Genomic DNA, 24,706 nt, shown 5'->3' on the forward strand with positions numbered 1-24,706 from the left:
CTAACGCTTTACTTACAAACGGTACTTAAGTGGTGAATGTGGCTGTGACGGGTTAAGCGACTTGAGAGAGTTTAAAAGCGTGATCGTGATCACGGTTAGACCAGGTCACGCTTTATGCCGACCTGGTCGAAATCCGTACTTCACTCAACTTAAATCCACATTGCGGGTGCCGCCCCACCAGGTAAAGGCGAACCCGCCAATCCATGCCACGATCAGCCCGGCGAGATACACCGCCATGCCGGCAAAAATGCCCTGCGATGAGGTCATTAGCGGCAATGTGACTAATCCTGAAGGGCCAAACACGGTGTTCATTCCCACTGGTAATCCCAGCCATGCCACCAGCCCGATAAAGAAGCCGCCCAGCGCACCGCCAAAACAGGCGGTGATAAAGGGTTTCAGACGCGGCAGCGTGACGCCATAAATCAGCGGTTCGCCGACACCGAGCAAGCCCGGCACAATGGCGCCTTTGATCTGTTTACGCAGCAGTGAGTCTTTATCCGCTTTGCACCATAACGCCAGTGACGCGCCGACCTGCCCGGCGCCGGCCATCGCCAGAATTGGGAAGAGCGAGTTAAAGCCCTGGGTTTCCATTAGCGCGAAATAGACCGGAATAAAGCCTTGATGAATGCCAAACATCACCGCGATCAAAAACAGTCCGGCCAGAATAGCGCAACCAAACGGATTGTTATTTAGATGAATGAACAACCACGACATGCCTTTAAATAATTCGCCGCCGATTGGCATAATCACCAGGAAAGTCACCGCGCCGGTAATTAATAACGTCAGCAACGATGTCAGGATCATATCGAGATTATCGGGAATGATTTTTCGCAGCTGTTTCTCAATCCAGGCACCAAATATTGCCGCCAGCAGCACGCCAATAATATTGCCGCGCGGATCGATCACCATGCCGAAGAAATCCTGCATCCCGCTGTAATAACCGACCTTCGCGTCAGGGATATAACCGAGCACAAACAGCGAGGCGATAATGGCCCCGTTGACGCCGGTACCGCCAAAGGCTTTCTGCGCGTTATAGCCAATCAAAATACTCAGGAAGGTGAACAACCCTTTGCCAAACACCTTCATGTACGCCACGGTATCCAGCAGCCAGCGTGCATGATCGCCAGGCTGATTAAGGTGGAAGATCTGCTCAATCAGCGTGGCGAAACCCAGCAGCAAGCCGGCACCGATAAAACCGGGGATCAGCGGCGTAAAGATGGTGGCGAAGCAGGAGAGAAAACGGTGCAATGCGCTGGTCTGCTTCGCCTTCATCTGCTGCTTTTGCGCGCTGGCGATGGCCTGCAGATCGCCCGGCGCCTGTTGATTAAGCAGTGCCTGCATTTTCTCTGCTGCAGTTTGCGCTTTACCGGGACCGAGCACGATCTGCAGCTGCGCATCGCTGTCGATCACGCCCAGCACGCCCGGCAGCGTTTTGAGTGTGGCGCTATCCACTCGCGCGGCATCGTTTAGTGTCAGACGCAGGCGCGTCATGCAGTTGCCGCACTGCACCACATTATTGGCGCCGCCCACCGCCAGCAAAATGTCGCGCACCAGATCTTCGGTAATGGCCGCCATTATTGCGCTCCTGCGTCACGCAAAGCGTTGCGAATGAAGCCCTGATTCTGACTCAGCAGCGATTTTGCTTCATCGGCCGTTAATCCCGCCAGCACCATGACAATCGCGGTTTTACAGTGCCCATTACTCGCCGCCAACGCCTGCTGTGCGGTAGCATCGTCACAGTCGGAGGCTTGTTTGACGATGTTCACCTGGCGCTGCACCAGCTTCTGGTTGGTGGCTTCCACATCGACCATCAGATTGCCGTACACCTTGCCGCTGCGAATCATCGCGCCGGTGGTGAGCATATTTAGCACCAGCTTCTGCGCCGTGCCGGCTTTCATGCGCGAAGAACCGGTGACCACTTCCGGGCCGACCACCGGGGTCAACGCCACATCCGCGGCCTGCGACATTGGACTGTTGGGATTACAGGTTAACGCTGCGGTAAATGCGCCTTGCTGACGCGCGTACGCCAGCGCGCCCAGCACATAGGGCGTGCGGCCGCTGGCGGCAATCCCGACCAGCACATCGTTAGCGTTGAAATTGATATCACGCAGATCCTGCGCGCCCTGCTCCACGTTGTCTTCGGCGTTTTCCACCGCCTGCAGAATTGCGGTGTGGCCGCCAGCAATTAGCCCAACCACCTGGCTGCGCGGCGTGCCGAAGGTCGGCGGACATTCGCTGGCATCCAGAATCCCCAGACGACCCGACGTGCCTGCGCCGCAATAGATCAGGCGACCGCCTTTGCTGAAGGCGTGGGTGATGGCATCCACCACCTGCGCAATCTGCGGCACGATGGCTTCCACCGCCAGCGCCACTTTTTTGTCTTCATCATTGATCACCCGCAGCATCGCTTCGGTGGTCAGCTCATCAATGTTCTGACTGGCGGGATTACGACCTTCGGTGATCATCTGGCTCAGATCGATCTGCATGAGACACTCCTGTGTGAGAATAATTTATTCGTGAAACTATATATCACACAGAATTGTTAATTCCTCTGCTGCGCGGGATTTTTTTGTTTTTTGCCGCAGCGGACATAAAAAAACCCGCCGAAGCGGGTCGTTTTCGTGGTTCAGGCGTTTGCCAATTCTTTGCGCGCTAACGCGGCCAAAAAACCGCTTCTGGAACCATATTCACGATGGTGATCGACATAGCTATCAATTTTAGTTAACAGATTCTGCGGCAAGGTGATGTTGAGCTTTACTGCTTTGCCTTCATAGCGACTGAGATCGATATCGACAAAGGCCCAATAACCACCCTGACAATTTTCATCCTCAATATGCGTTTCAATGTTCGTTGCCACCGGCACCTCGTAACCCGCATCAGTCGACGACTCAACATGCGAATCAATCGCAGCAGAAGCATCGGTTAATGCATCATCCACTGTCTCGCCAGCAAAAAAACATCCAACAACGTCCGGTACAAAGCCAGAATAGGTGTTGCTTTCTGTCTTATGAAGATAAACGGGGAATCTCATGTTGAGCCCTCACTTGAAAATGATTTTAAAAGACTTGAAGAAAATATGGGTAGTTATAGTGGGTATGGATTTAAGCAAGGGTTTGAGGCAAAGGGTTATAAGACTTGTCTGTAGCAGGCATAAAAAAACCCGCCGAAGCGGGTTTCTGTGCGTAGTGGTCGCCATGAATATCGACCACTACGGCGCAGGTGCGTTAGCTGGCGCTTTGCGTGCGCAGCTGCTGCTCGTAGGCGGCGGCTTGTTTGGTGTCGAACTGGTCTTCCCAGCGCGCAATCACCAGCACCGCCAGCGCGTTACCGATCACGTTCAGCGCGGTACGCGCCATGTCCATGATGCGATCGACACCAGCGATAAATGCCAGGCCTTCCAGCGGAATGCCCACGCTGCCCAGCGTTGCCAGCAGCACCACGAAGGAGACGCCCGGCACGCCAGCGATGCCTTTCGAGGTCACCATCAGCGTCAGCACCAGAATGATCTCGTCGGTCAGCGACAGATCGATGCCATACAGCTGGGCGATAAAGATCGCCGCGATGCTCTGATACAGCGTTGAACCGTCAAGGTTGAACGAGTAACCGGTCGGCACCACGAAACTGGTGATGGCTTTCGGCGCACCGTAGGCTTCCATCTTCTGCATAATGCGCGGCAGCACGGTTTCTGAGCTGGAGGTAGAATAGGCAAGAATCAGCTCATCTTTGAGAATGCGCATTAGCGTGGTAATGCGCAGCTTACAGAAGCGCGCCACCGTGCCGAGCACCACGAAAGCAAAGAACAGAATCGCCACGTACACCAGCAGCACCAGCTTGGCGAGCGGATAGAGCGACGCAAAACCGAAGTTCGCAATGGTGACCGCAATCAGCGCAAACACGCCGACTGGCGCATAACGCATGATCATGTGCGTCACTTTAAACATGGTTTCGGAAATCGAACGGAATACCGTGACCAGCGGATCGCGATGTTCCGATGGCAGCGCCGATAAGCCCATACCAAACAGCACCGAGAAGAAGATAATCGGCAGCATGTCGCCCTTCACCAGCGAGGCGAAGATGTTCTGTGGGATCAGCGACAGAATGGTGGTGACCAGACCGTGCGGTGCACCCTGAACCGCTTCGGTGGTGGCTTCGTATTTAGAGATGTCCACCGTTGCCAGCGTTGACATATCTATGCCGCTGCCGGGTTGGAATACGTTGGCCAGCGTAATGCCGACCACAATGGCAAGGGTGGTGATCACTTCAAAATAGATAATGGTTTTAACACCAATACGTCCGAGCTTTTTCGCATCACCCACGCCAGCAATGCCGACAATCAGTGAGGAGATAACAATCGGTACCACGATCATCTTGATCAGATGAATAAAGATGTCACCCGCTGGCGTCAGAATGTTAGTGATTAACCATTCACGATCGTCGGGCTGATTATGCAGCACGGTTCCCACAATCACGCCCAGAATCAGCGCGACTAAAATCTGCCATGCAAGGGTGAACTTAAAACCTTTCATAACGCGTTATTTCCTCAGTTAAAAACCCCTTTGCTCTGCTGCGAAGGTGCAGGAGAAATGTCACACAGGGAAGTGAGCAAAAGCCCGATAAAATAGAGGGTTATTTATGACTACGTCGGTTACAGCTGTGCAGGCATTTTGCGCCTGCGGGGTGATGCAGTCTGAGTTGATACCTGCTGAACAGGGCCGAGATAAGTACCATTTTCACTACGGTAAATGCAACCCCCGGCGCGATAGCGCAAATCTTATTCAGGTTAGTAGCACAAAATGCTGACGAAGGTTAACGGCCATAACTCGCTGTTATGAAAAGTGTTAATTCGATAAGTTTCAGCATAGCTATGCATTATTGCGCAAAAAGCGGCCCGGCTCGTTTGCTGATTATTTGCACAGCAGAGGCAGAGATCTCGTAGGCTTAAAGCAGAAGATCACGCTGCTGGCGCGGCGTTTTTGCCCGCCGTTCGCCGGGGATTTGGCAGTGATAAAAGGTCGTGATCCAGACTACAAAACAGAAACAAAGCCCTGTCGTGGTCTTCAATTAACCATTGATTGACATATGATTAACATCTTCAAGGAGGTCAGCCATGAGCCAAATACACAAGCATCCCGTACCCGCTGCCATTGCAGCGAATGCTCTCATTAATGCCGATCAGTATGCGGCGCTGTATCAACAATCGGTTGACGATCCCGACACCTTTTGGGGTGAGCAAGGCAAAATCCTCGACTGGATTAAGCCTTACAGCAAAGTGAAAAATACCTCCTTTGCCCCCGGCAATATTTCGATTCGCTGGTATGAAGATGGCGCACTGAACCTCGCCGCGAACTGCCTCGATCGCCATCTCGCCACGCGTGGCGACCATCCCGCCATCATCTGGGAAGGCGACGACGCCAGCGAAAGCAAAACCATTACCTTCCGCGAACTGCATGCGGACGTCTGCCGCTTTGCCAATGTGCTCGGCAGCCTGGGCGTGAAGAAAGGCGACGTGGTGGCGATCTACATGCCGATGGTGCCTGAAGCCGCCGTTGCGATGCTGGCCTGTGCGCGCATTGGCGCAGTGCATTCGGTGATCTTCGGTGGCTTCTCACCGGAAGCCGTCGCCGGGCGCGTGGTCGATTCCAACGCCAAACTGATTATTACCGCCGATGAAGGCGTACGCGCCGGACGCAGTATCCCGCTGAAGAAAAACGTTGATGATGCCCTGAACAATCCAAACGTCACCACGGTGAAAAATGTGGTGGTGTTTAAGCGCACCGGTAAAGACACCGGCTGGCGCGAAGGCCGCGATCTGTGGTGGCACGATTTAGCGGCAAAGGCCAGCGATCAGCATGAACCGGTCGCCGTTGATGCCGAACATCCGCTGTTTATCCTATATACCTCCGGTTCCACCGGCAAACCGAAAGGCGTGCTGCACACTACCGGCGGTTATCTGGTGTATGCCGCCAGCACCTTTAAGTACGTGTTTGATTATCATCCTGATGATGTTTACTGGTGTACCGCCGACGTCGGCTGGATCACCGGCCACAGCTATCTAATTTACGGTCCGCTGGCGTGCGGCGCGACCACGCTGATGTTTGAAGGCGTGCCGAACTGGCCGAAGCCGAGCCGCATGGCGGAAGTGGTGGATAAACATAAGGTGACGCTGCTGTATACCGCGCCAACCGCGATTCGCGCGCTGATGGCCGAAGGCGATAAAGCGATTGAAGGCACCGATCGCAGCAGCCTGCGCATCATGGGTTCGGTGGGTGAACCGATCAACCCGGAAGCTTGGGAGTGGTACTACAAAAAGATTGGCGACAGCCGTTGCCCGATCGTCGATACCTGGTGGCAAACCGAAACCGGCGGCTTCATGATCACGCCGCTGCCGGGCGCGACCGAACTGAAAGCCGGTTCCGCTACTAAACCGTTCTTCGGTGTGCAGCCAGCGCTGGTGGATAACGAAGGCAATCCACTTGAGGGTGCCACCGAAGGAAACCTGGTGATTGTCGATTCCTGGCCAGGCCAGGCGCGTACGCTGTATGGCGATCACGATCGTTTCGAACAGACCTACTTCTCCACCTTCAAAAATCGCTACTTCAGCGGTGACGGCGCGCGCCGTGATGAAGAGGGTTATTACTGGATCACCGGCCGCGTCGATGACGTGCTGAACGTCTCCGGCCACCGTCTCGGCACCGCCGAGATTGAATCGGCGCTGGTGTCGCATCCGAAGATTGCCGAAGCGGCGGTGGTGGGCATTCCGCACAGCATCAAAGGCCAGGCAATCTATGCGTATATCACGCTTAACCACGGCGAAGAGCCTTCGCCAGAGCTGTATACCGAAGTGCGTAACTGGGTGCGTAAAGAGATTGGCCCGATTGCCACGCCGGATGTGCTGCACTGGACCGACTCGCTGCCAAAAACCCGCTCCGGCAAGATTATGCGTCGCATTCTGCGCAAAATCGCTACGGGCGATACCAGCAATCTCGGCGATACCTCTACGCTGGCCGATCCGGGCGTGGTAGAGAAATTGCTGGAGGAGAAACAGTCCATCACCATGCCGTAACCGGCTTCTGTTGTAGGGGCGACCATTTGGCCGCCCTTATATGCCACGTATTTCTGAGTTCGCACAACTTATAAAACTAGAATATTCAGACAGTTAAATCATTTAATCGTGAGTATGCTGGCCGCCTTGCCTCTGGAGAAAATGTGATGAACGAAACCCCTGAACAGGAAGCAGTCTGGCAACAAGTCGAGAATAATCCGCGCTTTCATGAATTGGTGCATAAGCGACAGGCGTTTGCGCTGCTGCTCAGCGTGATCATGCTGGTGCTCTATATCGGCTTTATTCTGCTGATCGCTTTTGCGCCCGCCTGGCTCGGTACGCCGCTGCACGCGGGCACTAACGTTACGCGCGGCATTCCGATTGGTGTCGGTTTGATCGTGATGTCATTCGTGCTGACCGGCGTCTACGTGTGGCGCGCCAACGGCGAGTTTGATCGTCTGACCAAACAGATCCTGAGCGAGGTAAAATCATGAAGCGCCTGCTTTCGATATTTCTCGCGGTAGTGCCCGCCAGCGTGTTTGCCGCCGATGCCATTACCGGCGCGGTGCAACGGCAAGCCACCAACTATGAAGCCATCATCATGTTCGTGGTGTTTGTCGCGGCGACGCTCGGCATCACCTATTGGGCCTCGAAACGCACCCGCTCGCGCAGCGATTACTACACTGCAGGCGGCAATATCACCGGTTTCCAGAATGGCCTCGCCATCGCCGGTGACTTTATGTCCGCCGCCTCCTTCCTCGGTATTTCTGCGCTGGTTTACACCTCGGGTTACGACGGTCTGATCTACTCGCTCGGCTTCCTCGTCGGCTGGCCGATGATCCTGTTTTTGATTGCCGAACGTCTGCGTAATCTCGGACGCTATACCTTCGCCGATGTCGCCTCCTATCGCCTCGCGCAGAAACCGATTCGTACGCTGTCAGCCTGCGGCTCGCTGGTGGTGGTGGCGCTGTATCTGATCGCGCAGATGGTGGGTGCGGGTAAGCTGATCCAGCTGCTGTTCGGCCTCGATTACCATATCGCGGTAGTGATGGTCGGGATTCTGATGGTGCTGTACGTGCTGTTCGGCGGCATGCTGGCGACCACCTGGGTGCAGATCATTAAAGCGGTGCTGCTGCTGTTTGGTGCCAGCTTTATGGCGATTATGGTGATGAAAGCCACCGGCTTTAGCTTCAATACGCTGTTCACCGAAGCGATGGCGGTGCACCCGAAAGGCGCGGCGATTATGCAGCCGGGCGGGCTGGTGAAAGATCCCATCTCGGCGTTGTCATTGGGTCTCGGCTTGATGTTCGGTACCGCCGGTTTGCCGCATATTCTGATGCGCTTCTTCACCGTGGCCGATGCGCGTGAAGCACGTAAAAGCGTGTTCTGGGCCACCGGCTTTATGGGCTACTTCTACTTCCTGACCTTTATTATCGGCTTCGGCGCGATTTTGCTGGTGGGATCGAACCCAGCCTTTAAAGACGCCAGCGGCGCGTTGCTCGGCGGCACCAACATGGCAGCGGTGCATCTGGCGAACGCGGTCGGCGGCAGCCTGTTCCTCGGCTTTATCTCGGCCGTGGCCTTCGCCACTATTCTGGCGGTGGTGGCAGGTCTGACGCTGGCGGGAGCTTCGGCAGTTTCACACGATCTCTATGCCAGCGTGATCCGTGAAGGTAAAGCGACCGAACGCGATGAACTGCGCATCTCGAAGATCACCGTGCTGGTGTTAGGTGTGGTGGCGATTGCGCTGGGGATTCTGTTTGAGAAACAGAACATTGCCTTTATGGTCGGTTTGGCGTTCTCGATTGCTGCCAGCTGTAACTTCCCGATTATTCTGCTGTCGATGTACTGGTCAAAACTGACCACGCGCGGCGCGATGGTGGGCGGTTGGCTGGGACTCGTTACTGCGGTACTGCTGATGATCCTTGGCCCAACGATTTGGGTGCAGGTGCTCGGGCATGAGAAACCGATCTATCCGTATGAGTATCCGGCGCTGTTCTCAATGCTGGCGGCATTTATCGGTATCTGGCTGTTCTCAATTACCGACCATTCTGCACGCGGTGCCCAGGAACGTGCCCGCTTCCGTGGGCAGTTTATTCGCTCACAGACGGGGATTGGGATTTCGCAGGGGAAATCGCATTAAGTCCGTGCTGGCTTCCCCTCACCCTAACCCTCTCCCATAAATGGGAGAGGGAACCGATCGGCGCGTTTTCTCCTTCTCCCGCTTGCGGGAGAAGGCCGGGATGAGGGACAGACCGCACCCAAACAAAAATGGCGACCCATTGGGCCGCCATTTTTCATTCTAATTTAAACAATTAGAAACGCAGTGATGCGCCAACATACGGGCCATCGACCAGTACGTTATCTTTACGGCTACCTTTGTTGTTCAGCTCAATGTACTGATAACCCACACGCAGGTTCAGCAGCGAAATCGGCGTGAAGCTCAGGCCACCTGAGGCTTCCTGGTAGCTATCCAGACGATCGGAGAACGCTTCTGGCGCATAGTAATATTCGCCGTACAGGCCCCACATGCTGTTGAAGCTGTATTGCGCTGCGCCACCGACTGCCACGGTGAAGCCATCACGACCATCTTCCGGATGGGTGAACAGCGCTTTCGCAGTAGGCGCAATGCGGAAATCACCCACGTCGATGTTATAGCCGAGGCCCGCACCGTAGGTGCTGCCATCGTGATCGCTGCGCAGCCAGTTGCCTTTCAGGAACAGGCCCGGTGAAGTGGTGCCGAGGCCAAGGTTCAGGTTGGTGCTATGCTCACCCACGTCAACACTGCCCTCAATTGCCTGTGCGCCGCTGCTCAGCAGTGCCAGACCCAAAACGCTTCCAGTAACAAGTTGCTTTAACATGTGATTCCACTCCATGAAGGACAATTAATTCGGCGGCAAGGGTACCAGCCTGGCGACGAGAGACAACATTATTTGGAAAGCTTTACGTAAAAATGGATTACGGCGGGGAAAAAAGTGGCCCTTAAAGGCCACTTTTCAGATTAGAAGCGCCAGGCTGCGCCGATAAAAAGACCATCAATCGCACGATGGGTTTTATATTCGTGCAAGCCACTGCCGAGATAGCGGTAACCGGAACTCAGCGTTAACCAGTGGGCCGGTTGGTAGTAAACTCCGGCCTCAAACTGATGCAGATGATCGAGCTTATAGGTGCTGAAGTTAGGCGCCATGCTGAAATCGAGATAGAGCCAGGTATGGCGCGCTTGTGGCAGTGGAGCCATCGCGCGTATACCCGCGTTAACGCCGTAGCTGGACGTTTTATCGTGGTTCAATTCAGCCCAGAACAAACCGACGCGCGGCACAATGCGCATTGCGCCTACAGCCACGCCGTAACCCAGATTGGCGTCCAGCAATTCTGACTGATGTTTGGCATTCACGTATTCCACGCCATATTGCAGGCCTGGCGCGGTTTTTTGGCTGTTGATGGCGGCCGCAAAGAAATCATTGCCCCCCTTCACGCCGATTTCCTGAGCAGTTACCCCAGCGGAGGCCAACAGGAGCCCCATTGCAAAATACTGACTTTTCATTTTTCGCTTCCTTATCGTTTAAGCGGGCAAACAATAAGCAAAGCGATCGGGCTGCTGTATGAGCAATGACTCAAAACCAGCGGATTACGATACCCACAGTAAGTGGCTTAACAGCGGCGCGAGAATGACGGTGACGACGCCAGACAGCATCATCACCAGGCTCGACACCACGCCTTCCTGCTGGCCGAGTTGATACGCGCGTGCGGTGCCTGCGCCATGTGATGCAGCACCAAAACCGGCGCCTTTAGCCACGCCCTGCTTGATGGCGAGACGCAGAAACAGCACGTCGCCCACCGCCATACCAAACACACCGGTGATCACCACAAACAGCGCCACCAGATCCGGCTGGCCGCCAATCGGCTGCGCGGCTGCCAGCGCAAACGGCGTGGTGATTGAGCGTACCGCCAGGCTGCGCTGAATGGTTTCCGGTAACGTCAGCCAGCGCGCCAGCCACACCGAACTGCATACCGCCACCAGCGTGGCCGTCAGCACGCCCACGCTCAGCGACAGCCAGTGACGCTTGATGATCTCAAGATTCTCATACACCGGCACGGCAAATGCCAGCGTCGCCGGGCCAAGCAGCCAAATCAGCCAGTGGCTTTCAGCGATGTAATTTTTCCAGCTGACGTGAGTGAGCAGCAACAGCGCCACCAGCACCAGCGGCGTCAATACCAGCGGCATCAACAGCAGCGTGCGCCAGCGGCGATAAAGAATTTTGTTGAGGTAGTAGACCAGCAGCGTGAACGCCAGACACAGCAGACTAATCAGCAGATCATTCATGATGCGCCTGCTTGCGTGCGGCGCGCGCCAGTTCGAAGCAATATAAACGATCAACCACCAGTGACGTCGAAGCCAGCACCAGCAAGGTACTGACGCCGATCACCACGCAGATGCGCCAGCCTTCACTGCGCAGCAAATCGCTGTAGTTCACTACCGCCACCACCGCTGGAATAAAGAACAGCAGCATTTCTGCCAGTAGCCAGTTGGCGCCAGCTTTTACCCAGCGCAGCGGCACGATGCGCGTCATGATCAACACCAGCAGCAGCACCATGCCCACTACGTTGGCGGGCAGCGGCAGATGCAGCCAGCTCACCAGCCTGTCGCTGAAAATAAACAAACCGACATACAGCACCAGCTGCAGCGGAACAAACGTACGTTGCAGGAGATCCGTTCTGCGCGGACTTAATGCCATCATTGCTTGTTACCTGGATGAAGAATTGAGGTGACCAGTATAAATCCGCCGCAAACTGTGAAAGAAATGAATTAAAATTATTCAAACTATGCCAAAAAGGAATGTTTATGGATGTGCGCGCCCTGCGCTACTTCACTGAAGTGGTGCGCCAGCAAAGCTTCACCCGCGCCGCTGAGAAGCTTTTCGTGACGCAGCCGACCATCAGCAAAATGCTGCGTCAGCTGGAAGAGGAGCTCGGCTGCACCTTACTGCTGCGCGAGGGCCGCAAACTGCATCTAACGGATAGCGGTCAGGCGGTTTACCAACGCGGACTGGTGATTCTGCAAGAGTTCCACCAGCTTGAAGCGCAGTTGGGCGATATCAACCAGCTGAAAACCGGCGAGCTGCGGCTGGGTATTCCGCCGATGGTCGGCATGCAGATGGCCGGATCGATCTCCGCCTTTCGCCGCCGTTATCCTGGCGTACAGCTGAAAATATCCGAGTTCGGCGGACTGACGGCGCAGCAAGCGGTGCTGAGTGGCGCGCTGGATATCGCCCTCACCGCACTGCCGATCGAATCCGAACTGCCGCTCAATACGCTGGAGTTGATGCACCATCCGCTGTGCGTGCTGCTGCCGCGCAGTGAACAATGGCGCGATCACCGTAAAGTCGGTTTGGCAGAGTTAGCCGAACATCCGCTGCTGATCCTCAATGAAGAGTTCGCCTTGAATCGCCAGATTCGTAAAGCGTTTCAACGCCAGAACCTGACGCCAACTATTGCGCTGCGCAGCGCGCAGTGGGATTTTCTCGCCGCGATGGTGCAGGCGGGTATGGGACTGGCGATTCTGCCGGAGCCCATTTGTCAGCGGCTGGATAAGCAGTCGCTGCTGTGGCTGCCACTGGAATCGGAGCTGCAGTGGAGTTTGGGGTTGATTTGGCGGGAAGGCAGTTATCTGTCGCGCAGCGCCGAGGCGTGGATTGCGTGCTGCCGTGAACACTGGCCGGATAGTGCGCCGCGGCTGTCGGTGTGAAAATAACCGCAGCACATTAGCGTAGCGGCGCAATGAATTGCGCCGCTACCGATGAACAATATAGCTTGCCTCTATTCCTCTTTCTCAATCAGCAGCGCTTCCAGCAGATCAAGATCGTGCAGCAGTTTCTGCATTGTCTCGTTAGAGATCTCCTGCGTGGCGCGCAGATGATAGACCTCGGCGCGCTCGGCGCGCAGCGCATTGAGGCGGAAACGACGCTCGAGATTTTCGGCAAATTGCGCCTGCTCGATATCGTTTTTCCCCTCCGCGCGACGACGCAGATTACCAATCACGCGCAGGCTGACCTCTTTCAGCAGCTCAGGATCGATGTTCTCTTCGGTGTCGCTCTCAAGACGCTGCTCCATTTTATGCAGGCTCTCAATCGCCACACCCGCCATCGCGGCACGCGCAAACTGAATCTCACGACGATGGCCGACCTTATCGATGCTTTCCACGTCGCGCAGCAGAATCGGCAGCAGCACCACGCCAACCAGCAGCGACACCAGAATCACGCCGGTAGCGATGAAAACCAACTCATAGCGCGCCGGGAACGGATCGCCGTTGCTCAGGAACAGCGGAATCGACAGCACACCGGCCAAGGTAATGGCACCGCGCACGCCGGCAAAAGAGGCAATCAGCAATTCACGCAGTGAGTAATTGGTAAACTCCAGCGGCTTCTTCTTCAGCAGACGCATGCTGGTGCGCTTCATGATCCACAACCAACCGAAACGCACCACCATCAGCGCGGCGTACACCAACAGAACGTCGGTAAACAGCATCCACAGTTCCACGTTAGGATCGGCTTGCGCCTGCGCAATCGAGGTGGAAAGGATGTCGGGCAGCTGCAGGCCGAGCATCAGGAACACCATGCCGTTGAACACGAACTCCAGCATCTGCCACACGCTGTTCGCGCGCAGACGCATCGCCAGCGGTGCCTGGCGAATAATGCCGGAACGCGTAATGGTCATACCGGCGGCGACGGCGGCGAGAATGCCCGACACGCCAAGGTGTTCCGCAATCAGGTACGAGGCGAACGGTAACAGCAGCAGCAGCACGGTTTGTGTTGCCGGGTCATCCCCGCTCCAGCGGCTCAGCAGACGCAGCGAGCGGCCATACAGCCAGCATATCGCCACACCAGCGACCAAACCGCCGACCGCCACTTTGAGAAACTCAACGCTGGCGCCGCCCCACGTAAACACCATGGTGCCCATCGCCACCGCGACGGCAAACTTCAGCGATACCAGGCCCGACGCGTCGTTCATCAGGGCTTCGCCCTGCACAATCGACATGATTTTTTTCGGGATGCGTCCTTCACCGACAATGCCGGACAGCGCCACGGCATCGGTTGGCGAAAGCACCGCCGCCAGCGCGAAGGCGGGAATCAGCGGAATCCCTGGCACCAGCCAGTAGATCAGGTAGCCAATCCCGACCACCGTGATCAGCACCAGAACCAGCGCCAGCCCCATGATTTCGCGACCGTGATGCAGGAACTCGTTTATCGGCGTTTTCCAGCCATCCGCAAACAGCAGCGGCGGAATGAACAGCACGAGGAACAGTTCCGGATCAAAATCGACATGCAGGCCGAAGACGGGAAATGCGAGCAGTGCACCGGCGGCAATTTGCACCAGCGGCAGGGGAATTTGAAACGGCAGAATACGTGCCGCCACGCTGGAGAGTGAAACCACCAGCGTCATGATGAGAATAGTAAAGAAGATTTCCATGCTTTCCTTAGGCGAATCAATTTCATTAAAGCGATGTTGTTGCGTGGGAAAGTGTAAAACAAAACGCCGCACAGCGGAGCAACCCGATGTGCGGCGTGATGCAGAAAGCGAATAATCCTGGAATTATTCAACTTTCAGGTCAGATGGCCCAGCCACCGGCATAGAACGCGACCAGCGCGACAGCAATCACCACGGTGCCCACGTTCAGCTTGCGCCACTCACCGGCAAACAGGCGTCCAATCACCAGTGAAGCGAAGCCGAGCATGATACCGGTGACGATGTTGCAGGTCAGCACGATGAACACGGCGGTCAGCAAGCCGGACATCGCATCAACGAAATCGTTGAAGTCGATTTTTGCCACGTTACTCAGCATCAGCAAGCCAACGTACATCAGCGCCGGCGCGGTCGCGTAAGCCGGAACCAGATAGGCCAGCGGCGACATAAACAGGATCACCAGGAACAGCAAACCCACCACAATCGCCGTCAGACCGGTTTTACCACCCGCCGCCGTGCCCGCCGCCGATTCGATATAGACCGCAGCTGGCGAAGCGCCGACCAAGCCGGCGAACAGGCTGCTGACGGAATCGGTGGTTAACGCACGACCGCCGTTGATGATCTGCCCCTCTTTATCCAGCAGATTCGCCTGCCCCGCGACCGCGCGGATGGTACCGGTGGCATCAAAGACGGCGGTCATCACCAGCGCCAGCACGCTTGGCAACACCACCGGTTGCAGCGCACCCATGATATCGAGGCTAAACATCGCTGATTGCCCGTTAGCATCCTTCAGGCTCGGCATGGCAAACAGACCTTGATAGGTCACCGCCGGATCGAAAATCAGGCCGAGAATCGAGATGGCGATGATGGTCAGCAGAATGCCGCCCGGCACGCGGCGTTTTTCCAGACCAAAAATCGCCGCCAGTCCCACCAGCGACATGATCACCGGGAACGAAGCGAATTGACCCAACGCCACCGGCAAGCCCGGAGCCGGATTTTTCACCACTAAACCAATACCGTCAGCGGCGATCAGCAGCAGGAACAAGCCGATACCTACGCCGGTGCCATGCGCCACGCCCATTGGTAGGTTGCGCAGAATCCATGCGCGGATGCCGGTGACCGAAATCAGCGTGAACAGCAAGCCCATCAGGAACACCGCACCAAGCGCCACCGGCACGCTAATGTGCTGGCCGAGCACCAGGCTGAACGCGGTGAAGGCGGTCAGCGAGATGGCGCAACCAATCGCCATCGGCAGATTGGCCCACAAACCCATGATGATCGATCCAAAACTGGCGACCAGACAGGTAGCGACGAACACCGCCGTTGGCGAGAAGCCCGCTTTGCCCAGCATGCCGGGCACCACGATGACGGAGTACACCATCGCCAGAAACGTTGTCAGACCCGCCAATACTTCCTGACGCACGCTGCTGCCGCGTGCAGAGATATTGAACCAGGCGTCCAGTTTTCCACTGGCCGGGCGCGATTCGCCAGACATAATTCTTCCTCAATTTTTTTGTGATGTGAGTCGCCGCGCGGCGCACGTTTGCCGTTCCCTGATGGCGGTTTTTCATGATGAAAATCCAGGCAAACGTTTACGTCGCCGCGTATTCCAGGCCGTAAAGGGGGACGCGGAAAAAAGGCAAACGATTATCTGGCGTTTGCCCTGGGGTTTTCAACTCTTAATCACGGGCATGACAGGATAAATCCAGGCGATTGTTCGCCTTTAGGCGTGTCGCAATGGCATGCACAATTTGTAGCGGCGCGATTTATCGCGCACATAAATGGCGGCTCCGTGCCCGTCCATATATTGCGCAATAAATTGCGCCGCTACGATGCGTACGAGATTCGATAAATCAATTGCTTAATTCAATCGCGCCGCCCTGCTGAATCGCCCGCTGCCAGGCCGCGCGCTGCTGCATGGTTTCCAGCCAGCGGGCGGTGGCGGGCGTATCGCTCAGGGAACCACGCAGTTGCAGCGCCAGCAGCGGGAAGCTCATCTGCACATCGGCGATGCTAAAACGTGAACCGGCAAAAAACGCATGCTGCGTGAGATGCTCTTCAATTACCCGACCATGTAGAGCCAGCTGTTTATTCAGCCAAGCTTTCTGAATCCCTTTGCTCAGGGCGATGCCGGCCGGACGCAGCAGCCACGGCACCGGCTTTTTGCCAAACTGCGCAAACACCAGTTTCATTACCAGCAATGGCATCAGCGAACCTTCAGCGTAATGCAGCCAGTAACGCGCCTGAATCTGCTCATCTTCATGACTCAACGTCAGCTGATGCTCGCTGTCGTACTTCAGTTGCAGGTATTCGAGAATTGCGCCTGACTCGGCAATCACGCGATTGCCGTCGGTAATCACCGGGGATTTGCCCAGCGGATGCACTTTCTTTAAGGAATCGGGTGCCAGCAGGCTGTTTTCACGCTGATAGCGTTTGATTTGGTAAGGCACCGCAAGCTCTTCCAGAAGCCATAACACGCGATGCGAGCGGGAATTTTCCAGATGGTGAACGGTGATCATACGGTTTCCTTGCCGGTAAAAGTGTTCCGCCAAGTATAGTCGATCAGCGTTTTTGCTCGTCCTGTTCCGGATCGAGTAACACCGCGCCCGAACCTTGCTCGCCCAACCGGTCACCGGGATTGCGCAGCGGGCAATCGCGCATCGATAAACAGCCGCAGCCAATGCAGCCATCAAGATCGTTACGCAAGCGCGTGAGGGTTTCGATGCGTTTATCCAGCTCCTCGCGCCAGTGCTGCGTCAGCGCGTCCCACTCTTGTGTCGACATCCGTTTATTAGCCGGCACATGCGTCAGGCTGTCGCTCACCGTCGCCAGCGGAATGCCAATGCGTTGTGCAATTTTGATGATGGCAACGCGACGCAGCACGTCACGGCTGTAGCGACGTTGGTTGCCGCCGTTGCGCGAGCTACAGATCAATCCTTTGGTCTCATAGAAGTGCAGCGCAGACACCGCCACGCCGCTGCGCTTCGCCACTTCACCCGGCGTCAAAACCGGCTTCGGGTAATTGCGTTCTTTTTTCATTTAGGGCCTTTACCTCAAGTTAACTTGAGGAATTATACTCGCACCCCAGCAAAACTTCGAATTTCTTACCAGGCAAAAAACATCAGAAGGATGAGGCTATGATGCAACAGGAAATCATTCATTCGCTGTCCAACTGGATCGATCAGAATCTGGATAAAGCGCTGTCAATTGATGAAGTCGCGGCAAAATCAGGTTACTCAAAATGGCATCTGCAGCGTATGTTCCGTGCCGTCACGAAACAAACGCTGGGTGGCTATATTCGCGAACGTCGTCTGACGCTGGCCGCTGAAGCGCTGCGTCAAACCCAGCGTCCGGTGTTCGATATCGCGATGCAATACGGTTACGATTCGCAGCAGACGTTCTCGCGCGTGTTCCGCCGTCAGTTCTCGCAAACGCCAACCGCTTATCGTCACACCATGCGTCGTCAGGCGATGATTCAGCGTCCGCGCTTGCTCAGTTTTGACTGTGCAGACAACAACATGACCAGTTTTGCCCAGCGTACCACCGGCGAGTGCTGCCCGGTTAGCTAACCCTCTCTGCGCGCCCCTTGCGGGCGCACCTCGCTTTTCCTGCCTATTTTTTTCCTCAGTTCGATAAAAATCTTTCTACCTGACCCGGTATAAATTTTGTTCAAAATTTAAAATCGAGTGATATAATGTGAGCCAAGTCACACTTTTCTGTCTTCAGTAAGACGGCCAGAAGGACTTCCCTGACCTTCCTTCTTAGCCGCCAGTGATGTCGATTGAATGTCGGGGATATCACTGATTCTAAGAGGTTTTTGCAGATGGCCACCCTAACCACCAGTTTGATTGTAATGCGCTGGGAACTCCTGAGTGCGGTAATGATGTTTTTCGCCAGCACCATGAAAATTCGACTGCGTCAGAACAGTCACCACGTGATGGCGCTGCTGTGCGGTGGCATCGGCGTTGGCATGTCTTGCTGGTTTGTGACCGGCCTGCTCGGTATCACGCTGAGCATGGAGAATCTGCATAACTTTATGGAAATCTCCAAAAACGCCTTTATCGAAGTGATGAGCCAGACGCCAACCGATTGGCCAATGCCTTAATCGCCGCCAATAAAAAACCCCGCCGAAGCGGGGTTTTTTATTTTGCTGTGTGATTCTAAATTTTCTTCAATACGGCCGGAATGGTCACTTCCGCCACCGTGATGCCCGGTATCTTCGTACCGCGACGATCCTGAATCCACATATCACCCATCATCTGATTTAGCCCGCGATCCAGACCGGTCACCAAACCCGCGCCCGGCGTGAAGGTTAATTCGCCGAAGTAGATCTGCTCGTTATCGATGTACCAATCCACGCGCACATAATCGAAATCGCTCGCCAGCTTTTTACTCAACGCCAACGCGTGCTGCAACGAGGCCATTTGCGGCGTCACGTCCAGGCCGGTATCACGAATTTTGTGATACGCCTCGTTGAGGTTGTTGACGTAGAAGTTCATCGACAACAGCGGATTGCAGCGGTTGTAGATCACCTGCAGCACATACTCAAAGCTACCGTCGCGCTTGTTGAACATGTGGAACTTGTAGTCAATCGGTGCCGATTTACCATCGCCAATGTACTGCTCCACCAGAATGCGTGGCTTGATGTAGCGATAGTGAATCTCGCGCGCTTCGTTGGCGAAATCGGTCTTCAACCAGCGATGACAATCGTTGATAATCTGCTGCTTCTTCAACGCATCCGGCTCTTCCAGCAGGATCTCCACCATGTTGGAGGCGTGATTCGGCTTGATAACGGTATTTTTCCAGCTCGGCAGCGTGTGCAATGAGCTGGGATCGCTGGTCTCGTAAACCAGCGGGATCAGGTATTCGCTGCCCACCTTCTCGGCGATATATTCACGCACCGAATATTTGTCCGACAGACGACCATAAATCTGATAATCGCCATGGATGAATTTGCGATACAGCACCTTCTCGTTAAACACTTTCGGCTCGCGCAGATTAGGCAATTTGCGGAACTTGTGAAAATAGTAGATACGATCCTGGTATGCCCAGGGCATCTTCTTGATGAAGTACTGAACGCTTCTTCTGAGTTCATCTTTCAACTTGAGCATATCTGACCTCATTTGTAGGTTTTGTAGTTGAGTGAGGAAACCTGGATTTTTTGGATGACGCCGTTTTTGAAGAAGTAATTCATTACGGTAAGAGACAGCAATTCTGAGATGAAAACGCTCCATGCGGCACCCATGATGCCGTAGCTCTGGATCAGCCACCACGACAGCGGCAAGCTGATGACCATCAGGCAAACGATTTTCTTCAACAGATAATTAAACCCGCCTTCTTTGACCATGTAGCGATACGCTACGGTCCCCATCGCCGAAAAGCAGGTTGCTAACGACAACAACGTAATGAGACTTCCTGACTGTGTGTACTCGTGACCATATAAAGCGATGATGATTTTTTCGCCGTACATCGCGATCACCGCTAACAACAACAATGAAACACCCATGACATAACCATTAAGCCGTGCTGTCAGCTTGATGGCGGTTTCTCCACGCTCACGGAAGATTTCCGAAAAGCAGGAAGTGATGATGGCGACCGGGATAAAAATCCAGGAGGCCGAAATGGTATTGGCGGCGGCGAACAAACCAAGATCGCGCGCTGAGGCGATGCCTGCCAGGAACATCTGTGCCGCTTTCACCTGCACCGAGATAAAGATGCTGGAGATGGCCAGCGGCAATCCGGCGTACAGCAAATAGCGCAGATAGGTGTTGCGCTTATCCTGTGGCGGCGCCACATCCTGATTTTCGCGATAAAAGTTAAAACGCTTAATGACGTACGGCACCAACGTGACGGCGACAATCGAAACGGTCAGCCATAGCGGATTGAGGTGCAGCCAGGCAATGGCGAAACTTAAGCTGAAGCCCAGCAGCAATCCGACAGAGTTGGCGATGGTATTCAGCCGCGACGCTAAGCGCGCATTGTTGTAGACACTGAAGGTGTCCTGCGTCACGAAAACCGAAGAGATAAACGAGGCCAGTGCAAAAGCGAGGAAGTTTTCCTGCATGTTGTACCAGACCCAAATCAAGACGGGCAGCGATGTGAGCAACAGCAAAACCATGCGCATGTTGCGCGCTACGGTCATCAGGCGGAGCCCTTTCGGTGCACTCTTACTGATACGTTTAAACAGAATGGTTTCCGTACCGAAAATCGCCACGGTCTGCACCATGGAAAACAGTGAGGTCGAAAACGCCATTTGGCCAAAGATGGTTGGACCAAAGGATTTTGCCACGTAGGAGGTCACAAATATGACGCCGAACACGGAGACGATCTTTTCAGACATCATCCAGGCGGCATTCGACATTACGCTCAATTTCATTGACTGATCCTTAGTATTACGAACTACAACAACTTTCGGTACAACGTCCTTGAAATGAATTAACAAGCGCTCAGTGGGCCTGACTTAATTTATTAACTTCAAACCAAACTGGTCCGAAAAATGAGACTCGCGTCAGCAATTAGGAATTATATTCAGGAAAATTCCGATTATATCCGGTGCGAAACTCGGTGGATGTAAACGATTTCAGCCTAAATTCTAAGCAAAAGTTTACTGGCATACCCTGACATTTCTGCAAGTGGTTTATGCCGATTTTCCAATGAATGTAGTATTTTTCTGCATTTGGGATGGAGAGAATTTATATCAAAAACCTAAAGCCAGGAAGGCGTTCAATGCCATTCGGAATAAAATAAGATTTATCCCATGATGATATTTCTTCTAAATATCTTAATTTAACCCTCGCAATTCAAATCGCGCACTTTAATACTGCATTAATAGTGTTTTTGCAGTGCCAGATATTAATACAGTAATTCTCATCCACTAATTGATAAGAAAGGTAATAGCATTTATGAGAAAGTCACGATATAGCGAAGAGCAAATCACAAATGCCATTAAAGCTTCTGAAACGGGAGTGAAAGTCAGGGAGATTTGTGAGGAGCTTGGCATTTCCGAGGCCACTTTCTATAGCTGGAAGAAGAAGTTTTCTGGGCTCTCTTCCGAAGAAGGTAGAAAAATCAAGGAGCTGGAAGATCAGCTACTTAACCTCACGCGTGAGCTGCAATCACTGAGTTCCGATAAAGAGATGCTGCAAAGCGTATTGAAAAACTTCTTCACCACCAATGAAAAGCGTCAGGCGGTTAACTTTCTGCAAACGACATTCGACATAGGTACCCGTCGTAGCTGCCGTTTACTGGATATTAGCCGTAGCGTTTATCATTATCCTGCAGGTACAGATAATCGCTAATACCATTAAGGCCGATGTTATTTGACCTAATGCTGAGATTTGTTCTTACCAGAAGATATGAAGATCATTTAATACGGCGTTCACAACATAACAATTCGCACCAATTTTTCCTGATGAATACCATCGCGGAATTGCTTCCTTTTTTGCGGTAAAATAGATTCACATCAGCAAAAGTCTCTCTATTCAAGCCATTCTAACGAAGTCCAATCTCATTTCGGTGAGATTGGCGCTTCGATTATTACTTTACCAACATTAATCATCAGTCCTGAATGCGGATAGTTCTGTTAAGCATTAATGAACAACCGCGTGTAACCGCTCACACACAACCTCTGTTTTCATCTGGATCTGTTCTGCGATCGATTCGTCAATCGTTTGACGCGCGTAGACCATAACTCCCTCTTCTGTTGCCAGGAATAATCCTGATAACAAAGGTTACCTGTCCTAAACAATAACGGCCAAAAAGCGGGAAATAAGTTAAATTCCTGCACCCTATTCATCGCTACGCTTAATGGTTTTTTGCCAAAGGTTAATGGAATCTTTCTTAACATCTCTCGATTCCCTTAAGCAAAAAGTGGTTTTCAAGTGCCAATCTTCAGTGCCAAATGGCAATAAACGGTAGGTTAGATGCATGTTTTTGCGCGTTAATGCGTCGGTTTTTTACGCTTTAGGGCCTGCGATAGCCAGGAAGATCGGAGATTTGTGAAGGTTCAGGAAGCCTTAATACGGTTAAACACTCATGCGCCGGATGAAACGGTATGACTTTTTATGACAAATCAGCGCTAAAAAGAGGGCTGCAATTAGCCAAAATGTTATATCGATGGCCAGCTGAGCGCCTGAATGGGCGAAGAGGCGAGTGAAAAGGGTTAGTCAAATTCTTAAAATACAGCGTAGTACGCTGCCGAAATGATTTTTCAGCAGCGCTGATTTTGATGACCTATACCGCAGTGATGTGCGGCTGGGGTTTAATACGCATCGCGTAGATCACGCCAATAATCAAACAACCAATGCCAAGCGCGGTTAGCAACGGCGGCCAGCTTTGTCGCCACAGAAATGTCCACAGCAAACCGGCTAAGGTTTCGAACACAATCAGCGGCCCCATGATCACCGTCGGCACGCGTTGGCTGGCCGCATTCCAGCAGAGCGTGCCCAACCATGAGCAAATCAGCCCGATACCTAACATCAATAATAGAAAGCGTTGCGGCTGCGTCCCGAATGGCAGCGCAAATGCAGGTTGCTGCCAGTGAAGCTGCACGCAGACTAATAGATAGAACACTATTGCCAGCGGCAGCGTCACCAAACCTTGTGCCGTCGCCCAGCTGGATGGCTTGTGCTGGGGATGCGCGCGTAACCATAAACCATTACGCAGCGGATACCATGTCCAGCATGCCACCGCCAGAACCGCTAACCCTAAACCGGTGAGATAGCGTGACCAATCAAAATCGGGGCCTTGCGTCTGGAGTTCGGCGGCATTCACGCAAGCCAGGCCCACAGCAATAATCAGCAACGCTGGCGTCAATTTACGCCACGGCAAGCGCCCTTCAAGATGGCCATAACAGAGATTGGCCGTCACGGTAATCACCACCGGCAAGGTGCCGATAATCATGGTAGAAATGGGCGCACCGGTGCGTTGAATCGCGCTGGCGAGAAACGCGTAATAGAGCAAATTGCCAATCAGCGACAGCTTCAGCGCTTCAATCCAGTCTTTGCGCGACAGCTGACGCAAACGACGGCGATCCAGCCAGGCGAGCGGCAACACCACCAAACCAAAGGCAACGTAGCGTCCGGCCGATTGCAAGGTGCCGGGATAATCCGGTATTAACAGCGGGCCCACAAAGATCAATCCCCACATCAGTCCCGCCGCCAGCGCAAACAGTATTCCAGCAAACATAAACTCTTCCTTTATATGCATTCCGCTGCAGTGTGACGCAGGCGGGGGCTAAAGGCTTGTAGCAGATTGCGGTTAGCGTGAAGGGAACACTTGTTTTTGATAGCGGCCCGGCGTGATGCCGTAGCGATGCGCGAAGGCGCGGGTGAGATGAGCCTGATCGGTAAGACCAACCGATGCCGCGACGGTTGCCGCACTGTCGCCGCGTGCCAGCTGCTGTTTTGCTGCGAACAGACGAAAAGCCATCAGCATTTGATGCGGCGTGACGTGGAAGTGTTGTTTAAAACTGCGCAGGAAATGCCACGGCGACAGTGATGCCAGCGCAGCAAGTTCTTCGAGGCGCACCGGTTCGGCGAGATTTTCACGCAAATAGTCTCTTACCGCATCAAAGCGATGTGCACCTTCGACAGGTCGCTGCTGTCCCTGACGCGCCAGCGGACGCATTAACTCCAGCAGTTCGAGCAAAATGCTTTCACGCTCCAGCGGGGTTTCCGCCTGCCACATCTGCGCCAGCAATTGAGAAAACGGCTGCGCCAGACGCGCATCGGTGCGCAGAGCATCGGTGAACCACCAATGACGATCGCCGGTCAGACGATCCATCTCCTGCGGATCGATATAGATCATGCGATAACGCCAGCCTTCGTCGCAGGCAGATTCACCGGTGTGCAGCTCGTCAGGATTCATCATCACCAGCGAATGCTGCGGCGCGGTGTAACTGGCTCCGCGATAGCGAAAGCGCTGGGCGCCGGATTCGATAGTGCCGATGCCAAAGGCTTCATGGGTATGCGGTTCAAAAGCGTAGCGGGAGATGTGCGCCTGATACAGCTCGATGCCCGGCAGCTCAGCAAAATGCTGAAACTGCGCACGATCTTGCTCACAAGGAAAGATTTCAGGAACCACCTTCACGACACACCTCCGGGAAAAATCGCTTATAAGCATGCGCGGCAGTGGCGATAAATGCAAAGCGGATTTGCTTTACCTCGTTGCGAGTTCACCGGACACTGTCAAAACTTAACAGGA

The 24,706-nt window shown here is 54.0% G+C and carries 23 protein-coding genes; 7 read left to right on the forward strand and 16 right to left on the reverse strand.

Going from position 1 to position 24,706, the window contains the following annotated elements:
- Positions 1–144: 144 nt before the first annotated feature.
- From murP to gltP, 4 genes are all read right to left on the reverse strand, one after another.
- Positions 145–1,575 (reverse strand): PTS N-acetylmuramic acid transporter subunit IIBC, encoded by a 1,431-nt coding sequence (murP, locus tag PZBJ_RS14440; protein WP_101763038.1) that lies wholly within the window; start codon positions 1,573–1,575, stop codon positions 145–147.
- Entirely contained in the window at positions 1,575–2,486 is a 912-nt protein-coding gene (murQ, locus tag PZBJ_RS14445) for an N-acetylmuramic acid 6-phosphate etherase (RefSeq protein ID WP_101763039.1), read from the reverse strand. Before murQ ends, murP begins: the two co-directional genes overlap by 1 nt.
- Positions 2,487–2,626: 140 nt before the next feature.
- Positions 2,627–3,031, reverse strand: coding sequence for a type II toxin-antitoxin system HicB family antitoxin (locus PZBJ_RS14450; protein ID WP_101763040.1), 405 nt, complete (start codon positions 3,029–3,031; stop codon positions 2,627–2,629).
- Between the two features lie 193 nt (positions 3,032–3,224).
- Entirely contained in the window at positions 3,225–4,526 is a 1,302-nt protein-coding gene (gene gltP, locus PZBJ_RS14455; RefSeq protein WP_007888562.1) for a glutamate/aspartate:proton symporter GltP, read from the reverse strand.
- A 581-nt stretch (positions 4,527–5,107) separates the two neighbouring features.
- Between gltP and acs the strand changes: the two genes are divergently transcribed.
- The 3 genes from acs to actP all read left to right on the forward strand — a co-directional run bounded on the left by acs (position 5,108) and on the right by actP (position 9,185).
- Positions 5,108–7,063, forward strand: a complete 1,956-nt coding sequence (gene acs, locus PZBJ_RS14460) for an acetate--CoA ligase (protein ID WP_101763041.1) — start codon at positions 5,108–5,110, stop codon at positions 7,061–7,063.
- A 146-nt stretch (positions 7,064–7,209) separates the two neighbouring features.
- Complete coding sequence (locus PZBJ_RS14465) at positions 7,210–7,536, forward strand: DUF485 domain-containing protein (RefSeq protein WP_008109989.1); 327 nt, start codon at positions 7,210–7,212, stop codon at positions 7,534–7,536.
- Positions 7,533–9,185 (forward strand): cation/acetate symporter ActP, encoded by a 1,653-nt coding sequence (actP, locus tag PZBJ_RS14470; RefSeq protein ID WP_101763042.1) that lies wholly within the window; start codon positions 7,533–7,535, stop codon positions 9,183–9,185. Before PZBJ_RS14465 ends, actP begins: the two co-directional genes overlap by 4 nt.
- 172 nt (positions 9,186–9,357) lie before the next feature.
- Here the strand turns inward: actP and PZBJ_RS14475 are convergent, their stop codons facing one another.
- The 4 genes from PZBJ_RS14475 to PZBJ_RS14490 form a co-directional block, all read right to left on the reverse strand.
- A complete protein-coding gene (locus tag PZBJ_RS14475; RefSeq protein WP_008109987.1) occupies positions 9,358–9,903 on the reverse strand; it encodes a YfaZ family outer membrane protein in 546 nt (181 codons plus the stop codon).
- A 140-nt stretch (positions 9,904–10,043) separates the two neighbouring features.
- Positions 10,044–10,586, reverse strand: coding sequence for a YfaZ family outer membrane protein (locus PZBJ_RS14480; RefSeq protein ID WP_101763043.1), 543 nt, complete (start codon positions 10,584–10,586; stop codon positions 10,044–10,046).
- Positions 10,587–10,670: 84 nt separating this feature from the next.
- Positions 10,671–11,366, reverse strand: coding sequence for an LrgB family protein (locus PZBJ_RS14485; protein WP_101763044.1), 696 nt, complete (start codon positions 11,364–11,366; stop codon positions 10,671–10,673).
- Positions 11,359–11,781 carry a CidA/LrgA family protein gene (locus PZBJ_RS14490; protein ID WP_101763045.1) on the reverse strand — a complete coding sequence of 141 codons (423 nt, stop codon included), beginning with the start codon at positions 11,779–11,781 and terminating at the stop codon, positions 11,359–11,361. Before PZBJ_RS14490 ends, PZBJ_RS14485 begins: the two co-directional genes overlap by 8 nt.
- A 104-nt stretch (positions 11,782–11,885) precedes the next feature.
- Between PZBJ_RS14490 and PZBJ_RS14495 the strand changes: the two genes are divergently transcribed.
- Entirely contained in the window at positions 11,886–12,788 is a 903-nt protein-coding gene (locus PZBJ_RS14495) for a LysR family transcriptional regulator (RefSeq protein ID WP_101763046.1), read from the forward strand.
- 71 nt (positions 12,789–12,859) lie between these two features.
- On the opposite strand, the gene PZBJ_RS14500 is transcribed toward PZBJ_RS14495, so the two are convergent.
- From PZBJ_RS14500 to soxR, 4 genes are all read right to left on the reverse strand, one after another.
- Positions 12,860–14,509, reverse strand: a complete 1,650-nt coding sequence (locus tag PZBJ_RS14500; RefSeq protein WP_101763047.1) for a Na+/H+ antiporter — start codon at positions 14,507–14,509, stop codon at positions 12,860–12,862.
- Positions 14,510–14,648: 139 nt separating this feature from the next.
- Positions 14,649–15,998, reverse strand: a complete 1,350-nt coding sequence (locus PZBJ_RS14505; RefSeq protein WP_101763048.1) for an NCS2 family permease — start codon at positions 15,996–15,998, stop codon at positions 14,649–14,651.
- Positions 15,999–16,356: 358 nt separating this feature from the next.
- Entirely contained in the window at positions 16,357–17,022 is a 666-nt protein-coding gene (locus tag PZBJ_RS14510) for a glutathione S-transferase family protein (RefSeq protein WP_101763049.1), read from the reverse strand.
- A gap of 43 nt (positions 17,023–17,065) precedes the next feature.
- Complete coding sequence (gene soxR, locus PZBJ_RS14515; protein WP_101763050.1) at positions 17,066–17,542, reverse strand: redox-sensitive transcriptional activator SoxR; 477 nt, start codon at positions 17,540–17,542, stop codon at positions 17,066–17,068.
- A 98-nt stretch (positions 17,543–17,640) separates the two neighbouring features.
- Between soxR and soxS the strand changes: the two genes are divergently transcribed.
- Together soxS and PZBJ_RS14525 are read left to right on the forward strand one after the other, a co-directional pair.
- Positions 17,641–18,072, forward strand: coding sequence for a superoxide response transcriptional regulator SoxS (gene soxS / locus PZBJ_RS14520; protein WP_036649992.1), 432 nt, complete (start codon positions 17,641–17,643; stop codon positions 18,070–18,072).
- A gap of 254 nt (positions 18,073–18,326) precedes the next feature.
- A complete protein-coding gene (locus tag PZBJ_RS14525; RefSeq protein ID WP_008109973.1) occupies positions 18,327–18,608 on the forward strand; it encodes a YjcB family protein in 282 nt (93 codons plus the stop codon).
- A 55-nt stretch (positions 18,609–18,663) separates the two neighbouring features.
- On the opposite strand, the gene PZBJ_RS14530 is transcribed toward PZBJ_RS14525, so the two are convergent.
- Entirely contained in the window at positions 18,664–19,614 is a 951-nt protein-coding gene (locus tag PZBJ_RS14530; protein ID WP_101763051.1) for an ATP-grasp fold amidoligase family protein, read from the reverse strand.
- A gap of 8 nt (positions 19,615–19,622) precedes the next feature.
- Entirely contained in the window at positions 19,623–20,879 is a 1,257-nt protein-coding gene (locus PZBJ_RS14535; RefSeq protein WP_101763052.1) for an oligosaccharide flippase family protein, read from the reverse strand.
- Between the two features lie 526 nt (positions 20,880–21,405).
- On the opposite strand from PZBJ_RS14535, the gene PZBJ_RS14540 reads away from it, so the two are divergent.
- Positions 21,406–21,801 carry an IS3 family transposase gene (locus PZBJ_RS14540; protein ID WP_008109970.1) on the forward strand — a complete coding sequence of 132 codons (396 nt, stop codon included), beginning with the start codon at positions 21,406–21,408 and terminating at the stop codon, positions 21,799–21,801.
- 934 nt (positions 21,802–22,735) lie between these two features.
- On the opposite strand, the gene PZBJ_RS14545 is transcribed toward PZBJ_RS14540, so the two are convergent.
- The gene (locus tag PZBJ_RS14545; protein WP_101763053.1) at positions 22,736–23,689 is read right to left on the reverse strand and encodes a DMT family transporter; all 954 of its coding nucleotides are present in this window, start codon (positions 23,687–23,689) and stop codon (positions 22,736–22,738) included.
- A 72-nt stretch (positions 23,690–23,761) separates the two neighbouring features.
- Positions 23,762–24,592 (reverse strand): AraC family transcriptional regulator, encoded by an 831-nt coding sequence (locus PZBJ_RS14550; protein WP_101763054.1) that lies wholly within the window; start codon positions 24,590–24,592, stop codon positions 23,762–23,764.
- Positions 24,593–24,706: the final 114 nt, after the last annotated feature.

It is taken from the genome of Pantoea endophytica (genome assembly GCF_002858935.1).
GTDB classification, from domain to species: domain Bacteria; phylum Pseudomonadota; class Gammaproteobacteria; order Enterobacterales; family Enterobacteriaceae; genus Pantoea; species Pantoea leporis.